The organism is Streptacidiphilus sp. MAP12-20 (assembly GCF_041262525.1).
GTDB lineage: Bacteria > Actinomycetota > Actinomycetes > Streptomycetales > Streptomycetaceae > Streptacidiphilus.
The window spans coordinates 260,679-284,412 of record NZ_JBGCCK010000002.1 but is presented as its reverse complement, the minus strand read 5'-3'; the positions used below and the strand labels follow the sequence as shown (position 1 = coordinate 284,412).

The following is a 23,734-nucleotide window of genomic DNA, read 5'->3' as shown; positions in this document are numbered from 1 at the left end:
TGATCACCCGTTCGGGTGGCGGCAGGTCGCCGAGTCGACCGGGGCGTGTGAGCGTGAGCGAAGACGTGCCCGATCTTCCGGAGGCCAACCGTGTCGCTGCATACTGCCCACGTTCGTACGTCCGTCATCGCCGTTGCGGTGGCGGGGTCGCTCCTGGCCCTGCCCGCGTGCTCGTCCAGCAAGACGAGCAACAGCATCAACGGTGGCCAGGCCGCCGCCACCGCGACGAGCAGCGCGGACCGGGTGAAGCTGGCCAAGACCAAGTTCGTCGCCAACGCCGCGCTGGCGTCCGGCGCCTTCTACCAGTGGATCTACAAGCCGTTCAAGGCCGGGACCTTCAAGAGCGGCGCGAAGGGCCGCACCGCCGCGCTGATCAAGGGCGGTCTGGCCGGCGCCTTCACCTACAACCGCCTGAAGGCGGCGCTCAACGACGCCAAGGGCGACCCGACGCTGTCGAAGGCGACGGACGCGCTCTCCAGCGCGGTGGACGGCATCAAGAACCTGCCGAGCAAGATCAAGGGCGGCAACGCCACGGACGCGGACATGAACCAGGTCACCGGCGTCATCGACGGCGTGAAGAAGGCGGGCGCGGCGAACGGCCTGAACATCCAGGACCAGGTCCCGAACGCGAGTCAGCTCACGCAGATGGTCAACAGCTGATCGCCACAACCGGACGTCACGAGCTGACGTGGATGTAGCGCCACCGGCGTCGCTTGTCGGCGCCGGTGAACTCCTCCCGTTCGTAGACCAGCTCGTAGGCCGGCTGGTCGGCGGTCGCCGGAACCGGCACCTTGTAACGCTTGGGCACCTGCTCGGCCATCGTCAGCGCGACCGGGAGGACCTTGCCGTCCAGCGGGCCGCCGACGAACTGGGTCTGGGCATGTCGCATGACCCAAGTCTCGCACCCGGAAAGAGTCCCAGGATCCCACCCCTGGCACACAGCACCTCTCTCGCGGCCGTATCCTGCTCTGTACGCGTCCCGGTGACCCTGGGCCGCGCGGCAGTGAAAGGGGCTCCAGTGGAATCCGCGGGCAAGGTAGGCGCCTGGTGGCGCAGATGGCTCCGCCCGGGCAGCCGCCCGGCCGAGGCGGATGCCGCTGCCGAGCGCGCGATGCGCCTGCGCACCCTGCTGGACGCCGCCCGCGCGGGCTTCCCCGTCGCGCCCGCCGCGCACGCGATCGACTTCCGCTGCTCCTGCGATCGTGTCGGCTGTCCGGCGCCGGCGCAGCACCCGCTCTCCTTCGCCTGGCAGTCGCAGGCCACCACCGACCCCGATCAGATCACCCGCTGGCTCTCCCGCGATCCCGACGCCAACGCGATCACCCCCACCGGCCGCGTGCACGACGTCCTCGACGTCCCGGCCGAGGCCGGCCGTCTCGCGCTGGAGCGGCTGGCCGAGGCCGGCGTCGCGCCGGGCCCGGTCGCCTCCGTCGGCGAGACGCGCTGGCTCTTCTTCACCACGACCCGCTCACCGCTCGACGAGGACGAGTGGTGGACCTCCGAGCTCGACTCGCACCCCGAGGACGACGACGCCGAACACCCCGGCCTGCGCTGGCACACCCGCGGCAGCTACGTCCTGCTGCCGCCGTCCCTGCTGGTCGACGGCTCCGAGGTGGCCTGGGTCCGCGGCCCCGAGCAGCCGCTGCCGGACCCGCTGCGCCTGCTGGACGTCCTCACGGACGCCTGCGCGGCGGTCGGCGCGGCGGCGCTCGGCGAGCAGTGGATGATCCGCTAGGCGCTCCGCGCTTCCCGGTCAGGGGAGGGTGAGGATCTCCGAGCCGGTCTCGGTGACGACGAGGGTGTGCTCGAACTGGGCTGTGCGCTTGCGGTCCTTGGTCACGACCGTCCAGCCGTCGGCCCAGATGTCATGCCGGTAGTCGCCCAACGTCAGCATCGGCTCGATGGTGAAGGTCATGCCCGGCCGCAGCACGGTGGTCGCGAACTCGCTGTCGTAGTGGGGAATGATCAGCCCCGAGTGGAACGACGTGTTGATCCCGTGTCCGGTGAAGTCGCGCACGACGCCGTAGCCGAAGCGCTTGGCGTAGGACTCGATCACCCGCCCGATCACGTTCACCTGCCGTCCCGGCTTGACGGCGGCGATCCCGCGCCGGGTCGCCTCGCGGGTCCGCTCGACCAGCAGCTTGGACTCCTCGTCGACGTTGCCGACCAGGTAGGTGGCGTTGAGATCGCCGTGGACACCGTGGATGAAGGCGGTGACGTCGAGATTGACGATGTCCCCGTCCTGGAGCACGGTCGAGTCCGGGATGCCGTGGCAGATGACCTCGTTGACGGAGGTGCAGATGGACTTCGGGAAGCCCCGGTAGCCGAGGTCGGACGGATAGGCCTCGTGGTCGCACATGTACGCGTGCGCGATCCTGTCCAACTCGTCGGTGGTCACGCCCGGCTCGATCGCCGCGGCGGCGGCGTCCATAGCCTGGGCGGCGATGCGGCCGGCGATCCGCATCTTCTCGATGGTCTCGGCGGTCTGCACCTCCGGCCCGGTGTAGGGGGTGGGTGCCTTCTTGCCGACGTACTCCGGGCGTGGGATGTGCACGGGGACGGTACGGGTCGGGGAGAGGATTCCGGGGACGAGTGGCGCCATGTTGGTCATCCTAGCCAGCGGGCACCATCTTGAAGGACAGCCGAAGGAGGACGCGATGGCGAAGCAGCCGACCGGCAAGCCAGGGGAGTGGTTCTACTGCCTCAAGCACAAGAAGGTGGAGGAGGGCCCCGAGTGCCCCGCCCGCAACCGCCTCGGCCCGTACCCGACCGCCGACGCGGCGTCCCACGCGCTGGAGCGCGCGGCGCAGCGCAACGACGAATGGGACAACGACCCCCGCTGGCAGTGACCGATTCTCTGGGCACATCAGTTGCACCTCCAGGGGCGCGGTGAACTGCGCGACAAGCCACCCACGCAGGTGCTGATCCGAACGAGCAGGGCCATCCGCACACGGTGGTTTCTCGCGCACGCAGTGAATCAAGCAGAGCCTCGCGCCCCTGGAGGTGCAACTGACTCCTTGCGCGCAAGTGCTCATACGCCGAGCACGAAGTGCCATAAGGCGGGCACCCCCCTGACGGGGGCCGGTGGGCTGTGGCAGGGTGGCCCCACGCAATGGGCGACGCGGGGGAACGCAAGTGGCAAGTGGCAAGGACAGGCGCGGGCTTGGGCTGCGCCTCGGCGCCGTGCTGGTCGCGGCGGCGACCCTCGCGCTCGCCGCGGTCGCGCTGCACGCGGCGCGCGGCACCGCGCTCGCCGGGGTGGGGCCGGCCAAGGCCCATTGGCTGATCGTCCTCGCCGTCGTCGGCGCCGCGGGCTGGCTGCTGGCCGCGCGGATGGGCGCCCGCAAGGACCGCGCGCAGGCGCCGCCGCCGCTGGAGTCCAGGATCGACTCGCTCGTCGTACCCGGTCTCGTGCTGATGACGGTGGTCACCGCTGTCGGCCTGGCGGTGCTGGGGTTGCAGACGCGGGGCGTGGACCAGCTTCCGCAGCCGCAGCCCGTGCCGGCCGTCTCGTCCAGCGCGCAGGGGTCCCAGGCGCCGCCGAGCTCGTTCCCCGTGCAGCAGCCCGATCTGGCCAAGCCCGTCTCCTCCTCGCCGATCTCCCTCTCCACGCTGCTGCTCGGCTTCGCCTGGCTGCTCGGCGCGGCCGCCCTCGTGGTGCTGATCGTGGTCCTGGTGCGCTGGATGCTGACCCGGCGCGGCGGTGACGCCCAGGGAATCGCCGGCGAACCCGTCGACGGCGCCGACGAGGCGCTCGCGGACGCGGTCAACGCCGGGCAGCAGGCGCTGGCCGACGACCCCGACCCACGGGCCGCGATCATCGCCTGCTACGCCGCGATGGAGGTGTCGCTCGCCGAGAGCGGCGTCAGCCGGGAGAAGGCGGACACTCCGACGGAGCTGCTCCAGCGTGCCGTCGACGCGGGGTTGGTCCAGGGCGAGGCGGCGCGCACGCTGACCGAGCTCTTCCGCGAGGCCCGCTACTCGACCCACCCCATGCGCGAGCACCAGCGCGACCAGGCCCGCGCCGCGCTGGAGACCATCGCGGCGCACCTCGCCGCGGCCGCGGCCGAGGCCGCCGACCGGTTCGGCCCGCTCGAGGAGCTCCAGGTCTGATGTCCACTCCTGCCCACGTTCCCTCACCGCCGCAAGCCCCGCCGCAGGCCCCGCTGGCCGGTCCACGCCCGTCCGCGTTCCCCGGTTACCAGCCCCGCCCGGCTGCCCCGACCCTCGCGTCCGCGAAGCGCCGTTGGCTCGGTCCGAACGCCGTGGCGCTGCTCGCGCTCGGCGGCTTCGGCGTCGTCTGCGTCGCCGCACTCGCGCTCGTCGGCGGTACCGCAGGCGCCTCGGTCGGCGCGGTGGTATTGGTCGCCTCCGCGCTCTGGGCGGGGCGCTGGGTCGTCGGCGCCGCCGCGATGGACAGCGGCCAGCGGCGGCGCAACCGGCTGGTCGGCACCCGCGAGCCCACCCTGCGCTACTGGGACGCCGCGATCTCCGACGCGGCGTCCACCCCCGAGGGCTATGCCCTCCACCTCTACCCGCTGCTGCTGCGCCTCTACGAGGTGCGGCTCGCCGAGCGCCACGGCGTCGCGCTGCGGATGCAGCCGCACCGCGCCGCGGCCATCGTCGGGCCGGAGCTGTGGCCCTGGATCGACCCGCACGTCCCGCGCACCCCCACCGCGATCCGTCAGGCCCGCGCGGCCGGACACCACGGGTTGCCGGACCCCAGGCCACTGCCGCCCGCGCTGCTCGAAGCGCTGGTCTCCCGCCTGGAAACGCTCTGACCCCCGATACCCCGCCAGCCCCGGCTGACCTTTCGCCGACACCCACCGAGGAGCACCGTGACCGCCCCCGTAACGGACAAGCTGACCCCGCAGCAGGCGGGAATCCGTGCCCACGCCGTGCTCGACGAGATCGAGCGCGCCGTCGTCGGCAAGCGCGCCGCGCTCGAACTGGTGATGCTCGGCGTGCTGGCCGGTGGCCATGTGCTGATCGAGGACCTGCCGGGCCTCGGCAAGACGCTGCTGGCCCGTTCCTTCTCGACCGTGCTCGGCCTGGACTTCCGCCGCATTCAGTTCACCCCTGACCTGCTGCCCTCCGACGTGACCGGCGCGCCCTTCTACGACCAGCGCAGCGGCGAGATGGTCTTCCGGCCCGGCCCGGTCTTCGCGAACCTGCTGCTCGCCGACGAGATCAACCGCACGCCCCCGAAGACGCAGGCCGCGCTGCTGGAGGCGATGGCGGAGGGTCAGGTCTCCATCGACGGCGTCACCCGCAAGCTGCCGCAGCCCTTCGTCGTCATCGCCACCGACAACCCGATCGAGTACGAGGGCACCTACGCGCTGCCCGAGGCGCAGCTCGACCGCTTCCTGCTGCGCGTGCGGATGGGTTACCTGCCCGTCGCCGAGGAGGCCGCGATGCTGCGCCGCCGTCTCGACAGGAACGTGCCCGAGGCGGTGCTGGCCGTGCTCAGCAACCCCGTCGAGGTGCAGGCGATGCGCGACTCGCTGGAGCAGGTCGAGGTCGACACCGACCTGGTCGACTACATCGTGGCGCTGATCGACGCGACCCGCCGGCACGCGCAGATCCAGGTCGGCGCCTCGCCGCGCGGCGGTCTCGCGCTGGTCCAGCTGGCCCGCGCGCGGGCGGTCATGGCCGGGCGTGACTACGTCACCCCCGAGGACGTGAAGGCCGTCGCGCTCCCCGCGCTGGCCCACCGGATCACCCTCAAGCCGGAGCTGTGGGTCCGTCGGATCTCCGCCGACGACGTCATCGCCGGCGTGGTCCAGGGCGTCCCGACGCCGGGAACGCGGCCGCAGGCGCAGGGTCACCCGCAGGCGCATGCTCAGGCCCAGATCCACCCGCAGGGGCAGCCGCACGCGAACCCGGTCGGCGCATGATCCACCCGGTCGCCCGAGCCCTCGGCGGGCAGCCACAGGGCACCGAGCACGAGGAGATCCCGAGCCTGCGGGAGCCGGGCGTGCGGCCGAGCGAGCGCGCGCTGCGGCTCGCCTCGGTCGCCGTGGCGGCGGTGGGGCTGGCGCTGCTGACGGCGCAGCCGTGGCTGCTCGCGCTCGCGGCGGGGCCGCTCTGCCTGCTGCTGTTCGGTGCGCTCAGCCGGCACCGGATCAACGGCGAGCCGGTGCTCGCGGGCGGTCAGATCCACCAGTCCAGCGCACGGGTCTTCGAGGGCGAGCCGATCACGGTCCGCTTCCGGCTGGCCTTCGAGGGCACCGCCGAATGGATCGACCCCGGCGTGGTTCCGGGGGCGGGCGCGGAGCTGGTCTCGGTCGACATCGAGGGCGCGCAGTTGACGCTCGGCTTCGTCGCCCGGCGCTGGGGCCGTTGGCCGCTCGGCACCGTCGACGTGGACGTCCACGACCGGGGCGGGCTGCTGCGCCGGACGCTGCGGGTGCAGCTCGGCACGGTCGAGATCTTCCCGATCCCCGCCGAGGGCGGACTGACACCCGTTCCGGTGCTGCTGCCCGGCAACCTCGGCGAGCACGCCTCGCGACAGCAGGGCGAGGGCATCGAGGTCATCGGCGTGCGCCCGTTCGTCTGGGGCGAGCGGCAGCGCCGGATCAACTGGCCCGCCACCACCCGGCGCGGCAGCATCCAGCTGCAGGAGTTCGCGTCCGAGCGGGCGGCTGACGTCGTGGTGCTGCTGGACGCCTTCGCGGACATGCGCGACCCGGCCACCGGCGTCTCCAGCCTGGACGAGTCGCTGCGCGTCGCGGCCGGAATCGCCCGCGCCTACCTGCGCAGCCACGACCGGGTCGGTGTCGTCTCGGTCGGCGGCAGACTGCACTGGCTCCAACCGGGCCAGGGCGACCAGTACTTCTACCGGCTGGTGCAGACCGTCCTCGAGGTCCGTCGCGACCTCGCCTACCAGACCCCCGACCTCACCCGCCTGCCCCCGCCCGCGCTGCCGCACGGCGCGCTGGTGCACGCGGTGACGCCGCTGGCCGACAACCGGATGATGGGCGTCCTCGGCGGCCTGGCCGAACGCGGAAACCCGGTGGTCGTCGTGGAGATCCCGATCGGCGACCCGCGGATCAGCAAGGGCGACCACAACGAGGCGCTGGCGCTGCGGCTGTGGCGGCAGGACCGGGCGGCGCTGCGCTTCAGCCTGACCGAGAAGGGCATCCCGGTGGCGCCCTGGGAGGGCGACACCCTCGACCTGACGTTCGCGCCGCTGCTGCGCACCCGCATCCAGGGAAGGCTGCGATGAGCGATCTGCCGACGGCACCTGTGGCACCGATGGCGCCACCCGCACCTGGCGCGCCTGATGAGTCGGAGGTCTTCGCGTTCGGCGCGGCGGCGGAGCCGGTGCGCTACGGCCCCGCCGACAGCGAGGTCTGGGCGGGTCGTGGTCTGGGCGCGGTGCTGGCCCTGGCCGGGGCCGATCCGGTGCGGCTGGCCGAGACGACCAGCGCCCGCGGATTCATCGCCTGGGTGCTGTTCTTCTGCGTCCTGCTCGCGGTCTCCTGGTTCGCCGCGCCCCCGGTGGTGGCGCGGCCGGTGACCGGTGACGTGCTGTGGCGCAGCCGGCTCTCCCGGCACCGCAACAGCGCGCTGGCGGTGGGCTTCGTCGTGGCCGCGGCGTTGACCTCGCCGCCGGTCTGGCTGATGGCCTGCGACGCGGCCCTGCTCCTGACCTACCTGCTCTTCGTCGACGCGGCGGCGGCCGGCCCGCCCGGTGCGGCGCAGCTGCGCGACTGGCCCGCGGTCGTCGGCGCGCTCGCGGCGCAGGGGCTGGTGCTGACCGGCGCGGTGGTGTCGATCGCGACCGCCGACTCCTGGGCACGCGCCCTGGCAGCCGTGCTGGTGCTGGTAGTGGCCGCGGCGTTGGGGCTGGCGGTCTGGCGGAAGCCGTCAGGACGGCGGTAGGTGACCGCTCGCTGAAGGCCCGCTCACCGAAAGACGGTGCGGTCCCGGTGCAGCTCCATCCGGGTCGGCAGCGGGTCGTCGGGACGGCGCTGCGGGCCGGTGGTGCCGTGGTAGCGGGGGCAGCCGAGAGACCAGGTCAGGTTGCCGCTGAGCATCAGCTCCCAGGCCGTCAGGTACCGGTCGAGGTTCAGTTGCAGCCCTGGATCGGCGTCAGCGGCGGCGGCACGCAGGGTCGCGGTGTGGGTCAAGAACGCGTCCTCGGCGGCGGCGATGCGGGCGCAGACCGTGTCCGCGGCCTGCTGGAGGCTCAGTCCCTCGGTCCGGCCGAGCACCGAGAGGGCGTTCATCGGCTCCGCGCCGAAGTACTCCTTGCGGAACGACAGCAGGTCGTTGACGAGAATCGTGTGGACGAAGCAGGCGCGGTGCAGCGCGTCCCACGCGGCCTCAGGGGCGGCGGCGCGGGTGAGCGTGAGGTCCACTCCGAGTCCGTGCTCGATCGCCACGCCCACCAGGTCGAAGGCGGAGTCGGCGTAGCGGGCGTCGAGGTAGGACTCGTAGCCGTCGACCGAGGCCTCCGCCTTGCCCGCCCCGGCCGCGATCACCTCGGAGAAGCCGGCCACGAACCGTGCCCACAGCCGTGCCGGCACCCCGGCCCGGGCACGGGTGAGCGTCCGCGCGAGCAGGCGCAACGGCGCGGAGCCCGGCGCGGAGGGCGCGGCATCGTGCAGCACGGCGAGGTAGTCGTCGGCGCGGGCCCGCTCGCCCGCCTCGTCGTCGGCGACGTCGTCGAGCAGGAAGAGCGCGGAGGCGGCGACGCAGATCCCCACCAGCCGCTCCGCCTCGGCGTCGGGCAGCACCCGGCACAGCAGGCTGACGCCCTCGCACTCACGGAAGAGACGCTCGCTGCCCGGTAGCTGAACATCGGTCAGCACGGCGCGGAACCAGGCGTCGTGCTCGGCCCGGACGGTGTCGACCTCCGGGTGCAGGCGGGAGGGGCGCAGCCGCCCGTGGGGGAGGGCGAGGTCCAGTGCGAGCACCTCCTCGCGGGCGGGCGTCGCTGCCGCGGTGGCTGAGCTCATCCGGTCTCTCCTTCGCCGCTGTGGTGCATCGCCGCTGTGGCGCTCTGCCGCGCCGACGGGCTGCCGCCGCGTTCCGACGCATGGCCAATGATCGGCCCAACGAGGCAGCACGGGCGGCGGCACGCCGATTGCGCCGCGCTACCAGCCGATCGGCGGGGGCGGCGCGGAGAGCTGGTCGACCAGGCGGCCCAGCCGGTCGCGGAGGCTGCCGCCGCGTGGGCGGCGGGGCTGGAGCGGTTCGCCGGCCGCCGCGCTGACCAGGTGCTGCACCAGTTCGAACGACGGCGAGGTCGGATCCGGCCGTACGGTCAACGCCTCGTGGGCGAGGCCGCGCAGCTCCGGGTCGTCGGCCTCGAGGGCGAGCACCGTCGCGCCGGTGCGGCGCGCGTCGTGGACGCGTTCCAGCAGGCCCGCGTCGGCCGTGTCCGGGGCGACGACGAAGACCGTCTCGCCGCGCCGCGCCTGCTCCAGCCGGGCCAGCGACACGGCGAGGTGCGGCGGCGCGCCCGCAGGGACCCGGTGGCGGACGAGGACCGGGCTGAGTTCGGGCAGATCGGCGTAGGCGGCCTCGTCGGACAGGTGCGCCGCCAGGTGCCAGGGCTCCTCCTGTTCGGTGCCCACCAGCAGCAGCCCGCCGGGGCGCGCCGCTCCGCGCAGTGCGCCGCCGAAGCCGCGCGTCCGGGCGAGCCAGGGCGTGTCGGCCAGCAGCTCGCGCAGCATTGTGACCCTCACCGCATCCATGGCAGCCATGCTCCCGTATGACAACGCCGTAGTGGGAGGATCTGGCCATGAGTACATCTGATGCAGCGTCGACCGGCGCAGCTGCCGCCGCCCGGACGCCTTTCGACCTGCCCGACGTCTCCGGCCTCGTCGTCGGCGTGCTCGGCGGCACCGGCCCGCAGGGACGCGGGCTGGCCTACCGACTGGCCAAGGCCGGCCAGCGGGTGATCATCGGCTCGCGCAGCGCGGAGCGCGCCGAGGCCGCCGCCACCGAGCTGGGCCTGGGCGTCGAGGGCGCGGACAACGCGGGCACGGCGGCGCGCAGCGACGTCGTGATCGTCGCGGTGCCGTGGGAGGGTCACGCCGAGCTGCTGGCCTCCCTGCGCGCGGAATTGGCCGGAAAGATCGTCGTCGACTGCGTCAACCCGCTGGGCTTCGACAAGCAGGGCGCCTACGCGCTGAAGCCGGAGGAGGGCAGCGCGGCCCAGCAGGCGGAGGCGCTGCTGCCGGACTCGCGCGTCACCGCCGCGTTCCACCACCTCTCGGCGGTGCTGCTGGAGGACCGCGAGGTCGAGGAGATCGACATCGACGTGCTGGTGCTCGGCGAGGAGCGCGCCGCGACGGATGTCGTCCAGGCGCTGGCCAACCGGATCCCGGGCATGCGCGGTGTCTTCGCCGGCCGACTGCGCAACGCGCACCAGGTGGAGTCGCTGGTGGCCAACCTGATCTCGGTCAACCGCCGCTACAAGGCCCACGCGGGCCTGCGGATCACGGACGTCTGACCCCCGGAACAGCCGACCGGGCCGGAGGGGAGAGAATGTCCCTGTCCGGCCCGTCCGCTTTTCGTCCTCTGGAGTTCCCCCGATGCCCCGCTTCGCGTTCTTCGCCTTCGCCCTCGCCGTTCTGGCCCTGGCTGCGGCGGTCGTGTCGGTCCTGGCGCAGTTCTGGCTCGGGCTGGCCTTCGTGCTGCTGGCCGGTGTGGCCAGCAACGTCGGCTGGGTGCAGTGGAAGCGCGCCCGCGTCTGATCAGTGGCCGCCGCCGAATCCGGCGAAGTTCAGGCTGAGTCGGGGGAACAGGTCGCTGCCGATGTAGGCGAAGTAGTCGGCGTGTCCGAACCAGCCCAGGATCGGGAAGATCACGTCGCCGAAGAACCAGTGGTTGATCGTGCTGTTCCACAGCAGCAGGAAGACGATCATCATGCCGTAAGGGGCGAGGTTCGCCAGCGAGCGACGGGTCTCGTAGGAGAGCCAGGGCTCGATGATGCCGTAGCCGTCGAGGCCCGGCATCGGCACCAGGTTCAGCAGCGTGGCCATGATCTGGAAGAACGCGAGGTAGCCGACCGCGCCCCAGAAGTTCTGGTGTGCCGTCGTCGTCACCTGGCTCAGTACGAGCAGCAGGATCAGCGCGAAGACCAGGTTGCTGAGCGGGCCGGCCGCGGAGATCAGGCTGTTCTTGGCCTTGCTCTTGATCCGCCCGCGCTCGATGTAGACCGCGCCGCCAGGGAGTGCGATGCCGCCGAGGACGATGAAGATCAGCGGCAGCACGAAGCTGTAGACCGGGTGCGTGTACTTGAGCGGGTTGAGCGTCAGGTAGCCCTTGGCGCCGACGCTGATGTCGCCGCCGTGCAGGGCCATCCGGGCGTGGCCGTACTCGTGCACGCAGAGGGAGATCAGCCAGCCGGCGCAGACGAAGAGGAAGACGCCGAAGGAGGCGTTGCCCCAACCCGTCCAGAGCGCCCAGCCGGAGGCCGCGCATATGGCGAGCAGGACCCAGAAGACGGTGCTGATCTTCCGGTCGGAATGGCGATGGGAATCGAACGCGCTCATGAGTGACGGAGCTCCGGTCCAGGGGGCATGAACTGCCGATGATGCCGGGTCGGCACCGGCAGCGCCAAGCCCGGCGCGCGCCGCGAGGCTGCGCCTCCCCCTCAACGTCCGGGCGAGGGGCGGCGTTCCGCCTGCGTTCCGGCGGCGTTGATCACTGTGGTGCGTGGACCACAATGGGGGGATGCGCTTCGGGATCCTCGGCAGCACGCTCCTCACCGGCGACGACGGCGAGCCCGTGGCGCTCCCCGGCACCCGGCTGCGCGCGCTGGTCGCGGCGCTGGCCCTGCGGGAGGGGCGAGCCGTTCCGGCGTGGGCGCTGATCGAGGAGATCTGGGCCGAGAGCTCCCCGGCGGACCCGCAGGACGCGCTGCAGACGCTGGTGGCCCGGCTGCGCCGACAGATCGGTGCCGAGCACGTCGGCTCCGGCCCGGAGGGTTACCGCCTGCTCGGCGGGGACACGGACGTGACTGCGTTCCGGGCACTCGTCGCCGACGCGTCCGGCGCGGACCCGGCCTCCGCCGCACCGACCCTCCGCTCCGCGCTCGCGCTCTGGCGCGGTCCCGCGCTGGCGGACCTCCCCACCCGTGACGACGCCGCCCGTCGCCTCGACGCCGAACGCACGGCCGCGCACCGCGCCCTGCTCGGCGCGGAGCTGGCGCTCGGGCGCGCGGCCATGATCCTTCCTGAGCTGGCGGAACTCGTCGCGGGCGAGCCGCTGGACGAGTCGCTCCAGGCCCTGTACCTGCGCGCGCTGGCTGCGGCGGGCCGCTCGCCTGAGGCGTTGCTCGCCTACGACACTTTCCGCCGCCACCTCGCCGACTCCCTCGGCACCGACCCGGGGCCCGCGTTGCGCGCCCTGCACGCGGAGCTGCTGGCCCCGGGCGAGACGCCCGACGAGGCGTCAGCGTCGGCCGGTGCGGCGCAGCCGGGAGCCGGGCCGGCCATGCGACAGGGCTCCACCCTCGCGGTGGGCGACCGCTCCCTGACCGAGCCTTCAGGGCGGGCCGGACGGCCTGGGGCTGCTGCCACGGAGGCGGGGGTCGATCGTCGCGGGGGGCTCACGCCGTCCGACTTCGCCCACGGTTCCCACGCGCCACGCCCCGCAGGGAACCTGCGGGCGCGGTTGACCAGCTTCGTCGGGCGGGAGGAGGAGCTCGGGGCGTTGCGGCGGGCGTTGCCGGGGGCGAGGCTGCTGACGCTGACCGGGCCCGGCGGGACGGGGAAGACCCGGCTCGCGCAGCAGGCCGCGGAGTCGGTGGCCGGGGCGTATCCGGACGGCGTCTGGATGGTCGAGCTCGCGCCGCTGGACGACCCTCGGGCGGTCGTCGACGCCGCCGTGGGCGCGCTCGGGCTGCGGGCGACACAGCTGCTCCTGGGCCGCGCGGAGGCGCTCGGCGCGGCGGCCGCAAGCACCGAGCCAGAGACGCCGCTGCACCGGCTGCTGGAGCACTGCGCGCACCGCACGCTCCTGCTGGTGCTGGACAACTGCGAGCATCTGGTTCAGGCCGCCGCCGAGTTCGCCGCGCAGCTGGTCGCGGCCTGCCCCGGCGTCACCGTGCTGGCGACCAGCCGCGAGCCGCTGGGCGTCGCCGGCGAGCAGGTGCGGCCGGTCGAGCCGCTGCCGGATCCGACCGCGTTGCGGCTGCTCGCCGAGCGGGGCGCCGCCGCGCGGCCCGGCTTCGACCCGGGCGACCCGGCGCAGGATCCGGCCGCGTGCGCCGAGATCTGCCGCCGACTCGACGGCCTGCCGCTCGCCATCGAGCTCGCCGCCGCCCGGCTCCGAGGCCTGACGCCGCGCCAGCTCGCCGACCGCCTCGACCGCCGCTTCGCACTGCTCACCAGCGGTAACCGCACGGATCTGCCGCGGCAGCAGACCCTGCGCGCCGTCGTCGACTGGAGCTGGGAGCTGCTGGAGCCCGAGGAGCGGACCCTGCTGGCCCGCCTCTCCGTCTTCGCGGGCGGCTGGACCCTCGACGCCGCCGAGCCGATCTGCGCCGACGGCAAGGAAATCTCCCCCGACGACGTCGCGCGGCACCTGCTGTCGCTCGTCGACAAGTCCTTGGTGCAGGTCGATCTCTCCGGGCCCGAACCGCGCTACCGGATGCTGGAGACCATCCACGAGTACGCCGCCGAGCGGCTGCGCGAGTCCGGCGAACGTGAGGCGCTCGCGACCGCGCACCTGCGCTGGTTCCGTGAACTCGCCCGCACCACCGATCCGCTGCTGCGCTCCGCCGCCCAGCTCGACGCGCTCGTCGTACTCGACTCCGAGCACGACAACCTGCGGGCCGCACTGCGCCGCGCCATCGACGCTGGGGAGGAACAGGAGGCGCTGAGTCTGCTGCTCGGACTCGGCTGGTACTGGATGCTGCGCAACCAGCGCGAAGAGGCGAACGTCTGGTGCCGGGCCGTGGTCGCGCTGATCCCGTGCGACCCGTTCGCCGTCCCGTCGGTCCCGGTGCGCGAGGGGCCGACCGACCTGCCGCCGCCCTGGTCGCAGCCGGTGCTGGAGGAGGCGCGCCGGGCGGCTGCCGTCACCTCCTTCCTCACCGCGGACGGTGACTTCGGCCGCGACCCGGACCCCGCGCTGCGGCGCCTCGGCGAGCAGATCGTCGACGCCTACCCCGACGACCTGCCGCAGTCCGCGCGGCTGCCCGCGATCCAGCGGGTCTACGTGCTGATGTTCGCCGGGCTGCTGGTCCGCTTGCGTCCGACTGTCGACTCGCTGGTCGAGGGCTGTCGGCGGTTCGGCAGGGACTGGGAGCTGGCCTGTGTGCTTCAGGCCCGCTCCAAGCTGCTCAACGACGCGCCGGGCAACCGGCCGCAGGCCGTCGAGGACGCGGCCGAGAGCCTCGCGCTGTTCACCCGGTTCGGGGACCGCTGGGGTTGTGTGGAGGCGCTCGCAGGGCAGGCCGAAATCGCCAACTTCAGCGGTGATTTCGCGGAGGCGGTGCGCTGCGCGCGGGAGGCTATCGTGCTGGCGCAGGAGATCGGCGCCGACCAGGCGCAGCCGGTCCTGCGCGTCCGGCTCGGGGACGCGCTGCTCGGGCTGGGTCGCCTGGAGGAGGGCGAGGCTGAACTGCTGGGCGGCATCGGCGACGCCGCCGCGCACGGCGCCGCCGGCCAGGGAGCCGGACTCTTCGGCACGGTGCTGCTGGCCGGACTGCGGATGCGGCAGCAGCGCCTGCCCGAGGCGCGCGAGCTGCTGGAGGGCCTCCTGCCCGACCACGACGGGAAGGGCTTCGGCACCATGCTCAACGGGCTGGTCGCGGGCATGCTGGGCGCGGTCGACGGCATGGAGGGACGGCCGGAGGAGGGCCTGCTGCGCATCCGCGGCGGCCTCGCCGAGATGCAGAGCCATCCGCTGATGCCCTACGTGGCCGACCAGCTACCGCTGGTGCTGATCCCGGCGCTGTCCGCGACGCTGCTGCGCTGCCATCGTGCGGGCGTGGCGTCCGGTGCCGCTGAGCGTGGCACTGCCGTGCAGACCGCAGCAACACTGATCGGAGCCTTCGACCGGTTGCAGACGCGGTCGGCCGCGCACCATCTGGACCGCGTCGCGCTCGACGAGACCATCCAGGGCCTGCGCGAACTCCTGGGCGACGCAGGGTTCGAGGCCGCTTACGCGGCCGGCACGGCCCTGGACGCTGCCGGGGCCGTGCGACTGATGCTGGGCTGAGTCGATGTGCGTCGCTGTCAGGTCCGCTTGCGGAACCGGGCCACGGCCAGCGGAGCGAAGACCACGGTGAGTCCGACGGCCCAGGCCAGCACCTCCAGCGCCGGGTGGAGCACCGGTCCGCCGTTGATCAACGCCCTACTGGAGTCCGCCAGCGCCGACAGCGGGTTGAACTTCGTGAACGACTGGAGCCAGCCCGGCATCGAGTGCACCGGAGCGAAGGTCGAGCTGCCGAACTGCAGCGGCATGATGATCAGCATCCCGACACCCTGGACGGACTGCGGGTTCTTCATCGCCATGCCGAGCAGCATGGACACCCAGACCATGCCGGTCCCGAAGGCCATCGCCAGCCCGAGCGCCGCCAGCAGCTGCAGCGGACCGGTGTGGATGCGCAGGCCCAGGCACATCGCGAAGCTGATCAGGATCACCAGCGAGACGGCCGAACGGCAGCTCTCCGAGAGGAGTTTGGCGACGAGGACGGAGGCCCGGCCGATCGGCAGGGTCCGGAAGCGGTCCATCACGCCGGTGGTGAAGTCGCTGTTGAGTCCGGTGCCGACGGCCATGGCCAGGCTGATGCCGATCTGCCCGAGCATGCCGGGGACCATGTACTGGATGTAGTTGTGCGCATTGCCGGCGACCGCGCCGCCGAAGACGTAGACGAACAGCACGGTGAACAGGATCGGCATCAGCAGGGCGTCCAGCATGGACTCCGGATCCGCCTTGATGCGCATCAGATTGCGCCGGGTGAGCGCCCCGACGTGATGGGCCGTGGCCCGCAGGCTGATCCGCTGGTCGACGAGGGGAGAGGCGTAGACACTCATGCGACGGGCTCCAGGATCTGGTCTGCTGCGGCTCGGGGTGGGGTGGCCGGTTGCCGGCCGGTGATGGCGAGGAAGACCTCGTCCAGGCTGGGCAGTCGCGTCTCGAGTCCGGCGATGGCGAGGCCGGAGCCGCCCAACGCGGCGACGACGGCGGTCAGTTGTTCCTCGCCGCCGACCGGGACGCTCAACAGGCCCTCGGGCGTGGCGCTCGCGGGCAGGCCGCCTTCGGCCAGGCGGCGGACCATGGCGTCGAGCTGCTCGGGACGGGCCGGACGGACCGTCAGGGTCTGTTCGCCGACCTGCCGTTTGAGATCGTCCACGCGGCCGGAGGCGATCACCTTGCCGTGGTCGATGACGGTGAGGTCCTGTGCCAGCTGCTCGGCCTCCTCCATGTACTGGGTGGTGAGCAGCACCGTCGAGCCCTCCTCGACCATGCGCCGCACCTCCGCCCAGACCTCGTTGCGGGTGCGCGGGTCGAGGCCGGTGGTCGGCTCGTCGAGGAAGAGCACGCGGGGTCGGCCGATCATCGAGGCGGCCAGGTCGAGGCGGCGGCGCATCCCGCCGGAGTAGGTCTTGGCGGGGCGGCGTGCGGCGTCGGTGAGCGAGAACCGCTCCAGCAACTCCTCGGCGCGGGCCTTCGCGCCCTTGGCGCTCAGGTCGAGCAGCCGGCCGATCAGATAGAGGTTCTCGTAGCCCGAGAGCAGCTCGTCCACCGAGGCGTACTGCCCGGTCAGGCCGATCGCGCGGCGCAGTTGTCGCGGCTGCCGCTCGACGTCCCAGCCGGCGACGACGGCGCGCCCGGCGTCGGGGCGGATCAGCGTGGAGAGGATCCGGACCAGCGTGGTCTTGCCCGCGCCGTTCGGTCCGAGCACGCCCGTCACGGTGCCCTCGGCGACGTCGAGGTCGACGCCGTCGAGGGCCTTGGTGTCGCCGTAGTGCTTGGCCAGTCCGCGCACCTGGACGGCGGTGCGCGCGGTACCGGCGGGTGCGGTTCCGGGATTCGTCGGTTCTTGCCTCAGCTCCATGCCGAGGACTGTGCCGGGGTGCGCCGACAGGGCTCCGTCAGAGCTCCGTCAGCGCACCGTCGGCGCACCTTCATGCCGTGTTCGCGGCTGTCAGTGGAAGGTGTGCTCCTCGGCAGGGAACGTCGCGGCGCGCACGTCGTCGACGTACTCGCGCGCGGCGCGCCCCAGCTCGGCCCGCAGGTTGGCGTACTGCTTGACGAACTTCGGCACCCGGCCGTCCGTCATGCCCGCCATGTCCGTCCAGACCAGCACCTGCGCGTCGCAGCCGACGCCCGCGCCGATGCCCACGGTCGGGATGTGCACCTCGGCGGTGATCTGGGCGGCCAGCTCGGCCGGGACGGCCTCGAGGACGACGGAGAAGGCACCCGCCGCCTGGACCGTCTTGGCGTCGCGGAGCAGTTGGTGCGCCGCCTCGTCGCCGCGGCCCTGGACCGGGTAGCCGCCCAGCGCGTGCACGGACTGCGGGGTCAGGCCCAGGTGGGCCATGACCGGGACGCCGGCCTGGACCATCATCTCGATGGCCGCAGCCGAGCGCTCGCCGCCCTCCAGCTTGACCGCGTGGACGCCGGACTCCTTCATCAGCCGCACCGCGTTGCGCAGCCCCTGCGCGGGGGACTCCTGGTAGCTGCCGAACGGCAGGTCGGCGACGACCAGCGCGCGCTTGGTGCCGCGGACGACCGCGGCGGAGAGCATCGCGATCTCGTCCACGGTGACCGGCACGGTGGTGTCGTAGCCGAGGTGGCAGTTGCCCATCGAGTCGCCGACGAGCAGGACCGGCACGCCGGCCTCGTCGAAGACGCCCGCGGTCATCGCGTCGTAGGCGGTGAGCATGGCCCAGCGCTCGCCGCGCTGCTTGGCGGCGGCCAGGTCGCGCACCGTCACGCGGCGCGAGGTGACGCCGCCGTAGAGCGACTTGGGCGCCGCGTCCTTCGGGGGCTGGGGAGCTTGGGCAGGCGGAAGCGAACCGTTCTGCATGACGTGTCTCCTGTGTTGTCGTCTCGTGGCGCCGTTCGGCGTCCCCGGATCACGTCCATGCTGGCACGTCGCCGCGAAGGAGGGAAAGGGGAAGGCGCGGCGCGCGAGCGTCGCGCAGATCACTCTCCAGGGTGGTTTCGGGGGCGGGCCCGGTTGCGATTTCGATACGAGACGTTCTCGTATCGAAAATGAGCTACGCTGCTCCCATGACGACCACCGCCCCTGTCGCCGCACCGCCCCGGGTGCCCGAAGCCATTCACAAGCGCCGTTGGGCGATCCTCACGGTCCTGGTGTTCAGCCTGCTCGTCGTGGTGCTGGACAACTCGATCCTCAACGTCGCGATGAAGACGATCGCCACCCCCGCGCCGATCGGCCTGGGCGCCACCCAGAGCCAGCTCGAGTGGGCGATCAACTCCTACACGCTGGTCTTCGTCGGCCTGCTCTTCACGGCCGGGCTGCTGGGCGACCGGCTGGGCCGCAAGAAGGTCCTGCTCTTCGGCATGGTGGTCTTCGGCCTCGGCTCGCTGCTCTGCTCCATGGCGACCTCGCCGGGCGAGCTGATCGCCTTCCGGGCCGCGATGGGCTTCGGCGGTGCCTTCGTGCTGCCGGCCACGCTGGCGATCATCATGAACGTCTTCGAGCGCGAGGAGCACCCGAAGGCCATCGGCATCTGGTCCGGCGCGGTCGGTCTCGCCATCGCGATCGGCCCGATCGCGGGCGGTCTGCTGCTGGCCCACTTCTGGTGGGGCTCGGTCTTCCTGGTGAACGTCCCCATCGTGATCGCGGCGCTGATCGGCATGGTCTGGCTGGTGCCCGACTCGCGTGACCCGAAGCCGGGCAAGCTGGACCCGCTCGGCGTGCTGCTCTCCATGGTCGGCCTGGTCGCGCTGATCTACGGCATCATCAAGGGCGGCCAGGACGCGAACTTCGGCGCCACCGAGAGCTGGGTCCCCATGCTCCTCGGCGTGCTGGTGCTGACCGGCTTCGTGCTCTACCAGCGCCGGGCGAAGCACCCGGTGCTCACCATCTCCTGGTTCCGCAACAAGCACTTCTCGGCGTCCGTCGTCGCCATCGGCCTCGCCTTCTTCGCGCTGATGGGCGTCACGTTCTTCGGCGTCTTCTACATACAGAGCGTGCGTGGCTACAGCCCGCTGCAGGCGGGTCTGCTGCTGCTCCCGCTGGCCGTCGCCCAGTTGATCTTCTCGCCGCGGGCCCGGCTGATCGTGGACCGCTGGGGCGTCAAGGCCACGGTCGCGCTCGGCATGGCGCTGATCGCCGTCGCCTTCGTCGGCTTCCTCGCCCTGGGCCGCCACACGGGCATCTGGGTGCTGGAGATCATCGCCTTCGTCCAGGGCGCGGGCATGGCGCTGGTCATGCCGCCCGCCTCGGTCACGATCATGGCCAGCCTGCCGCGCGAGAAGGCGGGCTCGGGCTCGGCGGTGAACAACACCTTCCGTCAGGTCGGCGGTTCGCTCGGCGTGGCGGTCCTCGGCGCGTTGCTCTCCACGACCTACCGCAGCGGTATCAAGGACCACCTGGGCTCCCTGCCGCAGGGCCTGCGCGGCCCGGCGGGGGAGTCGATCGAGGGCACGCTCGGCATCGCGGAGAAGCTCGGCCCGTCGGCCGCCGGCGTGGTCGACCCGGCGAAGAACGCCTTCATCGACGCCATGCACACCACCTCGCTGGCCGCTGCGGCCGCGGCGGTGCTGGGACTGATCGTCGCGCTGCTCTTCCTGCCGGGCAAGTCCGCCTCCTACGGCGGCGCGATGTCGCCCAAGGCGAGCGGCCCGGAGCAGGCACAGCCGTCTGCGGTCCCGGCCGACGCTGCCGAGGCCGACGCTGCCGAGGGCGGCGCTACCGAGGCAGACGCTACTAAGGCACCAGCCGAGTGAGGGAGGATGGGGCGGTGAGCAGCAGCGCGATTGACAGCGAGTTCGAGCACCTGATCAGCCGCGAGATCGGCGAGCAGAAGTCCGCCGCCCCTGTTCCCGCCGCCCCGGTGCCCGCCCGGCGCGGCCGCCCGCGCAACGAGGCGGTGGAGACCTCCATCCTGGAGGGCATGCTGCGGCTGCTGGGGCGGGGTTCGAGCCTCGCCGGCCTCAGCATCGATGCCATCGCGGCCGAGGCGGGCGTCGGCAAGGCCACGATCTACCGCCGCTGGCCGGACAAGGACGCGCTGCTGTTGCACCTCCTGGTCCAGCTGGAGTCCAAGACCGAGCCGTTGTGCGAGCGCGACTCGATCCGCGACACCCTGATCGCGGTGCTGGAGCGGATCCGTCTGAACGCCGTCCACCGGCGCTCCGACACCGACCTCGCCATGATCGGCGCCGAGATCCGGGCCATCCCCGGCCTCTACTGCCGCTACCACGAGGCCGTGATCGCCCCCCGCCGCGCGGCCCTGCGGGAGCTGATCGCCGACGCCCAGCGACGCGGCGAACTGCGCGCCGATCTCGACCCCGACCTGCTCGGGGAGCTGTTCGTCGGCCCCATGCTCTCGCGCTCGCTGCTGCACCCGGACGCCTCCGTCGAGGACCCGGACCTCGCCGCGACGATGGTCGACGCGGTGCTCGGCGGTCTGGCGGCGAACCCGGTTCACAGCTTCGCCGAGGGAACCTGACACCGCCGGGTAGCGTCTTCTCACCCATACGCTGAAACGCGGCAAACTGGGCTAAGGGTGAGGAACGGCGCATGGCATTCGGCTTCAGGGACCTCCACTGGCGCGGGCGGGACGGCAAGGGCCGATCCACCTGGCGCCGTGGCTGGGTCGTGGCCGGGCTGGCGCTGCTGACAGCCGCGCTGATGGCCTTCCACCGGCAGATCCCCGACAGCATCGGCAACTTCGGCAGCCTGCTGGAGACCTTCCTGCCGTGGGTCGGCCTGGCCGTCCCCGTGCTGCTGGTGCCCGCGCTGCTGCGCCGCTCGGCGTCGGCGGTGGTGGCGCTGCTCGCGCCGGCGCTGGTCTGGCTGCTGCTGTTCGGTCCACTGCTGACCGACAAGAGCGGCGGCGGCTACGACTTCACGGCGGTCCAGCACAACATCAGCGCGACCAACACTGACGTCGGCGGCACGATGGACACGCTGATGAAGGCGAACCCGGACGTCATCTCCCTGGAGGAGATCACCGGCGCCGAGCTGCCGACGATCCAACAGAAACTGGACGGCACCTACCGCTACCACCTGGTCGAGGGCACGGTCGGCCTCTGGTCGAAGTACCCGCTGACGGACACCCAGCCCGTCGACATCAAGATCGGCTGGACCCGCGCGCTGCGGGCGACGGTGAACTCACCGAACGGCGCGGTCGCCGTCTACGTCGCCCACATGCCCTCGGTCCGGGTGAAGTTCGACGGCGGCTTCACGGCGAACCAGCGCAATCGCAGCGCGGAGTCGCTCGGACAGGCGCTGACCCACGCTCCGCTGAAGCGGGTCCTGCTGCTGGGCGACATGAACGGCACGATGAACGACCGCGCGCTGGCCCCCATCACCATGCAGCTGCGCTCCGCGCAGGGAAGCGCGGGCTCGGGCTTCGGCTTCAGCTGGCCTTCGGGCTCCCCGCTGACCCGCATCGACCAGATCATGTCCCGCGGCATGACGCCTACGTCGGCGTGGACCCTCCCACAGACCGGTAGCGACCACCTCCCGATCGCCGCACATTTCCAGCTGTGAGTCAGTTGCACTACCAGGGGCGCGGGGCTCTGCTGATTTGCGCCTCCGGCGCGTGGGCGCGACAGGTTACGAGGGGGGCAGTTGCACTGTCAGGGGCGCGGGGCTCTGCTCGACCAACCGCGTGCGCGACAAGCCACCCAACGAGCTGATGCGCCGAACGTTCAGGGCCATCCGCACAGGGTGGTTGTTCGCGCAGTTCCCCGCGCCCTGACAGTGCAACCTGAGCCTGTGCCTAGCTCTCACGCCAGCGGTTGGTGATGGGCTGCCGGCGGTCGCGGCCGAAGTTCTTCGAGGAGATCTTCGTCCCCGGCGGGTACTGCCGCCGCTTGTACTCCGCGCCGTCCACCAGCCGGATCACCCGCTCCACCAGCGCAGCGTCATAGCCGTCGGCGACGATCTCCGCGTAGCCGCGGTCCTGCTCCACATACGCCGTCAGCACCGCGTCCAGCACGTCGTACTCGGGCAGTGAGTCCGTGTCCACCTGGCCCGGACGCAGCTCCGCCGACGGTGGTTTCGTGAGCGTGTTCTCCGGGATCGGCGGGGTTTCGCCGCGCGCCACTGCGGCGTCGTTGCGCCAGCGGGAGAGGCGGAAGACGAGCGTCTTGTAGACGTCCTTGATCGGGCCGAAGGCGCCCACCGAGTCGCCGTAGAGGGTGGAGTAGCCCACCGCGAGCTCGCTCTTGTTGCCCGGCGCGAGCACCAGGTGCCCCTCCTGGTTGGAGATCGCCATCAGCGTCGTGCCGCGCAGGCGCGACTGCAGGTTCTCCTCGGCCAGGCCGGTGAGGCCCAATCCCTCCATGTACGCGTCGAACATCGGCGCGATCGGCACCGTCCGATAGTGCAGACCCGTGTGCGCGGCCAGCTCCGCCGCGTCGTCGCGCGAGTGCTGGGAGGAGTACGCGCTCGGCATCGAGACGCCGAAGACGTGTTCCGGCCCCAGCGCGTCCACCGCGATCGCCGCGACGAGCGCGGAGTCGATGCCGCCGGAGAGGCCGATCAGCACCGACTTGAAGCCGTTCTTCTCCACGTACGCCCGCACGCCGCAGACCAGCGCGGCGTAGATCTCCTCCAGCTCGTCCAGCCGTCGCGCCTGACCCGGCACGACCCGCTGCTCCGGAGCCGCGAGCGGCTCCTCCGACAGGACCGTGCGCTTGATCTCCAGGCCGTCCGCGACGATCCGGGTCGCCCCGTCGGCCGCCGCCGTCGCCGCCGGCAGGTCGAGGTCGATCAGCAGGCAGCCCTGCTCGAACTGGGGCGCTCGCGCCAGTACCTCGCCGCTCGCGTCGACGACCAGCGAGTCGCCGTCGAAGACCAGCTCGTCCTGCCCGCCGACCAGGTTGACGTAGGCGAGCGTGCAGTCGGCCTCCGCCGCGCGCTTGCGGACCAGTGCGAGCCGCGCATCGTCCTTGTCGGCCTCGTAGGGGGAGGCGTTGATCACCAGCAGCAGCCCGGCGTCGGCCTGGCGTGCCGCCTGGACCCGGCCGCCGTCCTGCCAGATGTCCTCGCAGATGGCGAGCGCGACGTCGACGCCGTGCAGGCGGATCACGGGCAGGGTGTCGCCGGGGACGAAGTAGCGGAACTCGTCGAACACGCCGTAGTTGGGCAGGTGGTGCTTGGCCAGCCTGGTGACGACCTCACCCTGGTGGAGCAGTGCCGCACAGTTCTGCGGGGAGCCGGCCGGCAGGCCCAGCCGCGTCGAGGCGGTCTGCGACTTGCCCAGGTAGCCGACGACGACCGGCGTCGCGCCCAGCCCCTCCGCCTGGAGGCGACCGGCCAGCGCGACCAGCGCCGAGCGGGAGGCCTCCACGAAGGAGGGGCGCAGGGCCAGGTCCTCGACGGGGTAGCCGGTGAGCGCCTGTTCGGGGAAGGCGACCAGGTCGGCGCCCTGCTCGGTGGCGTGTCGGGTCCAACGGACGATCAGCTCGGCGTTGCCGTCGATGTCGCCGACGGTGGCGTCGATCTGGTTCAACGCGAGGCGAAGACTAGGCATGCCTCCAGAGTAATCGTCTCTTCGACGCTATGTGCAGTGAGTTCCCGTCGGGCCGCCGTCCTCGCCGCTCGCGG

The 23,734-nt window shown here is 72.2% G+C and carries 23 protein-coding genes; 14 read left to right on the top strand and 9 right to left on the bottom strand.

Annotated features, from left to right (window positions below; genetic code table 11):
* Positions 1-90: 90 nt before the first annotated feature.
* Positions 91-660 carry a hypothetical protein gene (locus ABIA32_RS03515; protein ID WP_370092265.1) on the top strand — a complete coding sequence of 190 codons (570 nt, stop codon included), beginning with the start codon at positions 91-93 and terminating at the stop codon, positions 658-660.
* A gap of 16 nt (positions 661-676) precedes the next feature.
* On the opposite strand, the gene ABIA32_RS03510 is transcribed toward ABIA32_RS03515, so the two are convergent.
* Positions 677-889 carry a hypothetical protein gene (locus tag ABIA32_RS03510; protein WP_370092264.1) on the bottom strand — a complete coding sequence of 71 codons (213 nt, stop codon included), beginning with the start codon at positions 887-889 and terminating at the stop codon, positions 677-679.
* A 129-nt stretch (positions 890-1,018) separates the two neighbouring features.
* Here ABIA32_RS03510 and ABIA32_RS03505 point away from each other — a divergent pair, with 129 nt between their 5' ends.
* Positions 1,019-1,735: a bifunctional DNA primase/polymerase gene (locus tag ABIA32_RS03505; protein ID WP_370092263.1), complete on the top strand. Its 717-nt coding sequence runs from the start codon at positions 1,019-1,021 to the stop codon at positions 1,733-1,735.
* Positions 1,736-1,753: 18 nt separating this feature from the next.
* Here the strand turns inward: ABIA32_RS03505 and map are convergent, their stop codons facing one another.
* Positions 1,754-2,611 (bottom strand): type I methionyl aminopeptidase, encoded by an 858-nt coding sequence (map, locus tag ABIA32_RS03500; protein ID WP_370092262.1) that lies wholly within the window; start codon positions 2,609-2,611, stop codon positions 1,754-1,756.
* Between the two features lie 46 nt (positions 2,612-2,657).
* Between map and ABIA32_RS03495 the strand changes: the two genes are divergently transcribed.
* The 6 genes from ABIA32_RS03495 to ABIA32_RS03470 all read left to right on the top strand — a co-directional run bounded on the left by ABIA32_RS03495 (position 2,658) and on the right by ABIA32_RS03470 (position 7,887).
* The gene (locus tag ABIA32_RS03495; protein ID WP_370092261.1) at positions 2,658-2,849 is read left to right on the top strand and encodes a hypothetical protein; all 192 of its coding nucleotides are present in this window, start codon (positions 2,658-2,660) and stop codon (positions 2,847-2,849) included.
* Positions 2,850-3,135: 286 nt separating this feature from the next.
* Positions 3,136-4,113, top strand: a complete 978-nt coding sequence (locus ABIA32_RS03490) for a DUF4129 domain-containing protein (protein WP_370092260.1) — start codon at positions 3,136-3,138, stop codon at positions 4,111-4,113.
* Positions 4,113-4,781: a hypothetical protein gene (locus ABIA32_RS03485; RefSeq protein WP_370092259.1), complete on the top strand. Its 669-nt coding sequence runs from the start codon at positions 4,113-4,115 to the stop codon at positions 4,779-4,781. The genes ABIA32_RS03490 and ABIA32_RS03485 overlap by 1 nt, the downstream gene beginning before the upstream one ends.
* A 57-nt stretch (positions 4,782-4,838) precedes the next feature.
* Complete coding sequence (locus tag ABIA32_RS03480; RefSeq protein ID WP_370092258.1) at positions 4,839-5,897, top strand: AAA family ATPase; 1,059 nt, start codon at positions 4,839-4,841, stop codon at positions 5,895-5,897.
* Positions 5,894-7,228, top strand: coding sequence for a DUF58 domain-containing protein (locus ABIA32_RS03475; protein ID WP_370092257.1), 1,335 nt, complete (start codon positions 5,894-5,896; stop codon positions 7,226-7,228). The genes ABIA32_RS03480 and ABIA32_RS03475 overlap by 4 nt, the downstream gene beginning before the upstream one ends.
* On the top strand, positions 7,225-7,887 hold the full coding sequence (locus tag ABIA32_RS03470) for a hypothetical protein (RefSeq protein WP_370092256.1): 663 nt from the start codon (positions 7,225-7,227) through the stop codon (positions 7,885-7,887). Before ABIA32_RS03475 ends, ABIA32_RS03470 begins: the two co-directional genes overlap by 4 nt.
* 23 nt (positions 7,888-7,910) lie before the next feature.
* Here the strand turns inward: ABIA32_RS03470 and ABIA32_RS03465 are convergent, their stop codons facing one another.
* Complete coding sequence (locus tag ABIA32_RS03465) at positions 7,911-8,966, bottom strand: terpene synthase family protein (protein ID WP_370092255.1); 1,056 nt, start codon at positions 8,964-8,966, stop codon at positions 7,911-7,913.
* 138 nt (positions 8,967-9,104) lie between these two features.
* Positions 9,105-9,707: a hypothetical protein gene (locus ABIA32_RS03460; protein ID WP_370092254.1), complete on the bottom strand. Its 603-nt coding sequence runs from the start codon at positions 9,705-9,707 to the stop codon at positions 9,105-9,107.
* Positions 9,708-9,754: 47 nt separating this feature from the next.
* Between ABIA32_RS03460 and npdG the strand changes: the two genes are divergently transcribed.
* Positions 9,755-10,468 carry an NADPH-dependent F420 reductase gene (gene npdG, locus ABIA32_RS03455; RefSeq protein ID WP_370092253.1) on the top strand — a complete coding sequence of 238 codons (714 nt, stop codon included), beginning with the start codon at positions 9,755-9,757 and terminating at the stop codon, positions 10,466-10,468.
* Between the two features lie 82 nt (positions 10,469-10,550).
* On the top strand, positions 10,551-10,712 hold the full coding sequence (locus tag ABIA32_RS03450) for a hypothetical protein (protein ID WP_370092252.1): 162 nt from the start codon (positions 10,551-10,553) through the stop codon (positions 10,710-10,712).
* Here the strand turns inward: ABIA32_RS03450 and ABIA32_RS03445 are convergent, their stop codons facing one another.
* A complete protein-coding gene (locus ABIA32_RS03445; protein WP_370092251.1) occupies positions 10,713-11,513 on the bottom strand; it encodes a site-2 protease family protein in 801 nt (266 codons plus the stop codon).
* A 181-nt stretch (positions 11,514-11,694) separates the two neighbouring features.
* On the opposite strand from ABIA32_RS03445, the gene ABIA32_RS03440 reads away from it, so the two are divergent.
* Complete coding sequence (locus ABIA32_RS03440) at positions 11,695-15,189, top strand: BTAD domain-containing putative transcriptional regulator (RefSeq protein ID WP_370092250.1); 3,495 nt, start codon at positions 11,695-11,697, stop codon at positions 15,187-15,189.
* A gap of 17 nt (positions 15,190-15,206) precedes the next feature.
* Here ABIA32_RS03440 and ABIA32_RS03435 read toward each other — a convergent pair whose 3' ends face one another.
* The 3 genes from ABIA32_RS03435 to panB form a co-directional block, all read right to left on the bottom strand.
* On the bottom strand, positions 15,207-16,007 hold the full coding sequence (locus ABIA32_RS03435) for an ABC transporter permease (protein WP_370092249.1): 801 nt from the start codon (positions 16,005-16,007) through the stop codon (positions 15,207-15,209).
* The gene (locus tag ABIA32_RS03430) at positions 16,004-17,032 is read right to left on the bottom strand and encodes an ATP-binding cassette domain-containing protein (RefSeq protein WP_370092248.1); all 1,029 of its coding nucleotides are present in this window, start codon (positions 17,030-17,032) and stop codon (positions 16,004-16,006) included. The genes ABIA32_RS03435 and ABIA32_RS03430 overlap by 4 nt, the downstream gene beginning before the upstream one ends.
* 90 nt (positions 17,033-17,122) lie before the next feature.
* Positions 17,123-18,007: a 3-methyl-2-oxobutanoate hydroxymethyltransferase gene (panB, locus tag ABIA32_RS03425; protein ID WP_370092247.1), complete on the bottom strand. Its 885-nt coding sequence runs from the start codon at positions 18,005-18,007 to the stop codon at positions 17,123-17,125.
* A 206-nt stretch (positions 18,008-18,213) separates the two neighbouring features.
* Here panB and ABIA32_RS03420 point away from each other — a divergent pair, with 206 nt between their 5' ends.
* The 3 genes from ABIA32_RS03420 (at position 18,214) to ABIA32_RS03410 (ending at position 21,670) form a co-directional block, all read left to right on the top strand.
* Positions 18,214-19,899: an MFS transporter gene (locus tag ABIA32_RS03420; RefSeq protein ID WP_370092246.1), complete on the top strand. Its 1,686-nt coding sequence runs from the start codon at positions 18,214-18,216 to the stop codon at positions 19,897-19,899.
* Positions 19,900-19,913: 14 nt separating this feature from the next.
* Positions 19,914-20,624: a TetR/AcrR family transcriptional regulator gene (locus ABIA32_RS03415; RefSeq protein WP_370092245.1), complete on the top strand. Its 711-nt coding sequence runs from the start codon at positions 19,914-19,916 to the stop codon at positions 20,622-20,624.
* Positions 20,625-20,695: 71 nt separating this feature from the next.
* Positions 20,696-21,670, top strand: a complete 975-nt coding sequence (locus ABIA32_RS03410; protein WP_370092244.1) for an endonuclease/exonuclease/phosphatase family protein — start codon at positions 20,696-20,698, stop codon at positions 21,668-21,670.
* A 232-nt stretch (positions 21,671-21,902) separates the two neighbouring features.
* On the opposite strand, the gene ABIA32_RS03405 is transcribed toward ABIA32_RS03410, so the two are convergent.
* Positions 21,903-23,660 carry an NAD+ synthase gene (locus tag ABIA32_RS03405; protein ID WP_370092243.1) on the bottom strand — a complete coding sequence of 586 codons (1,758 nt, stop codon included), beginning with the start codon at positions 23,658-23,660 and terminating at the stop codon, positions 21,903-21,905.
* Positions 23,661-23,734 lie beyond the last annotated feature (74 nt).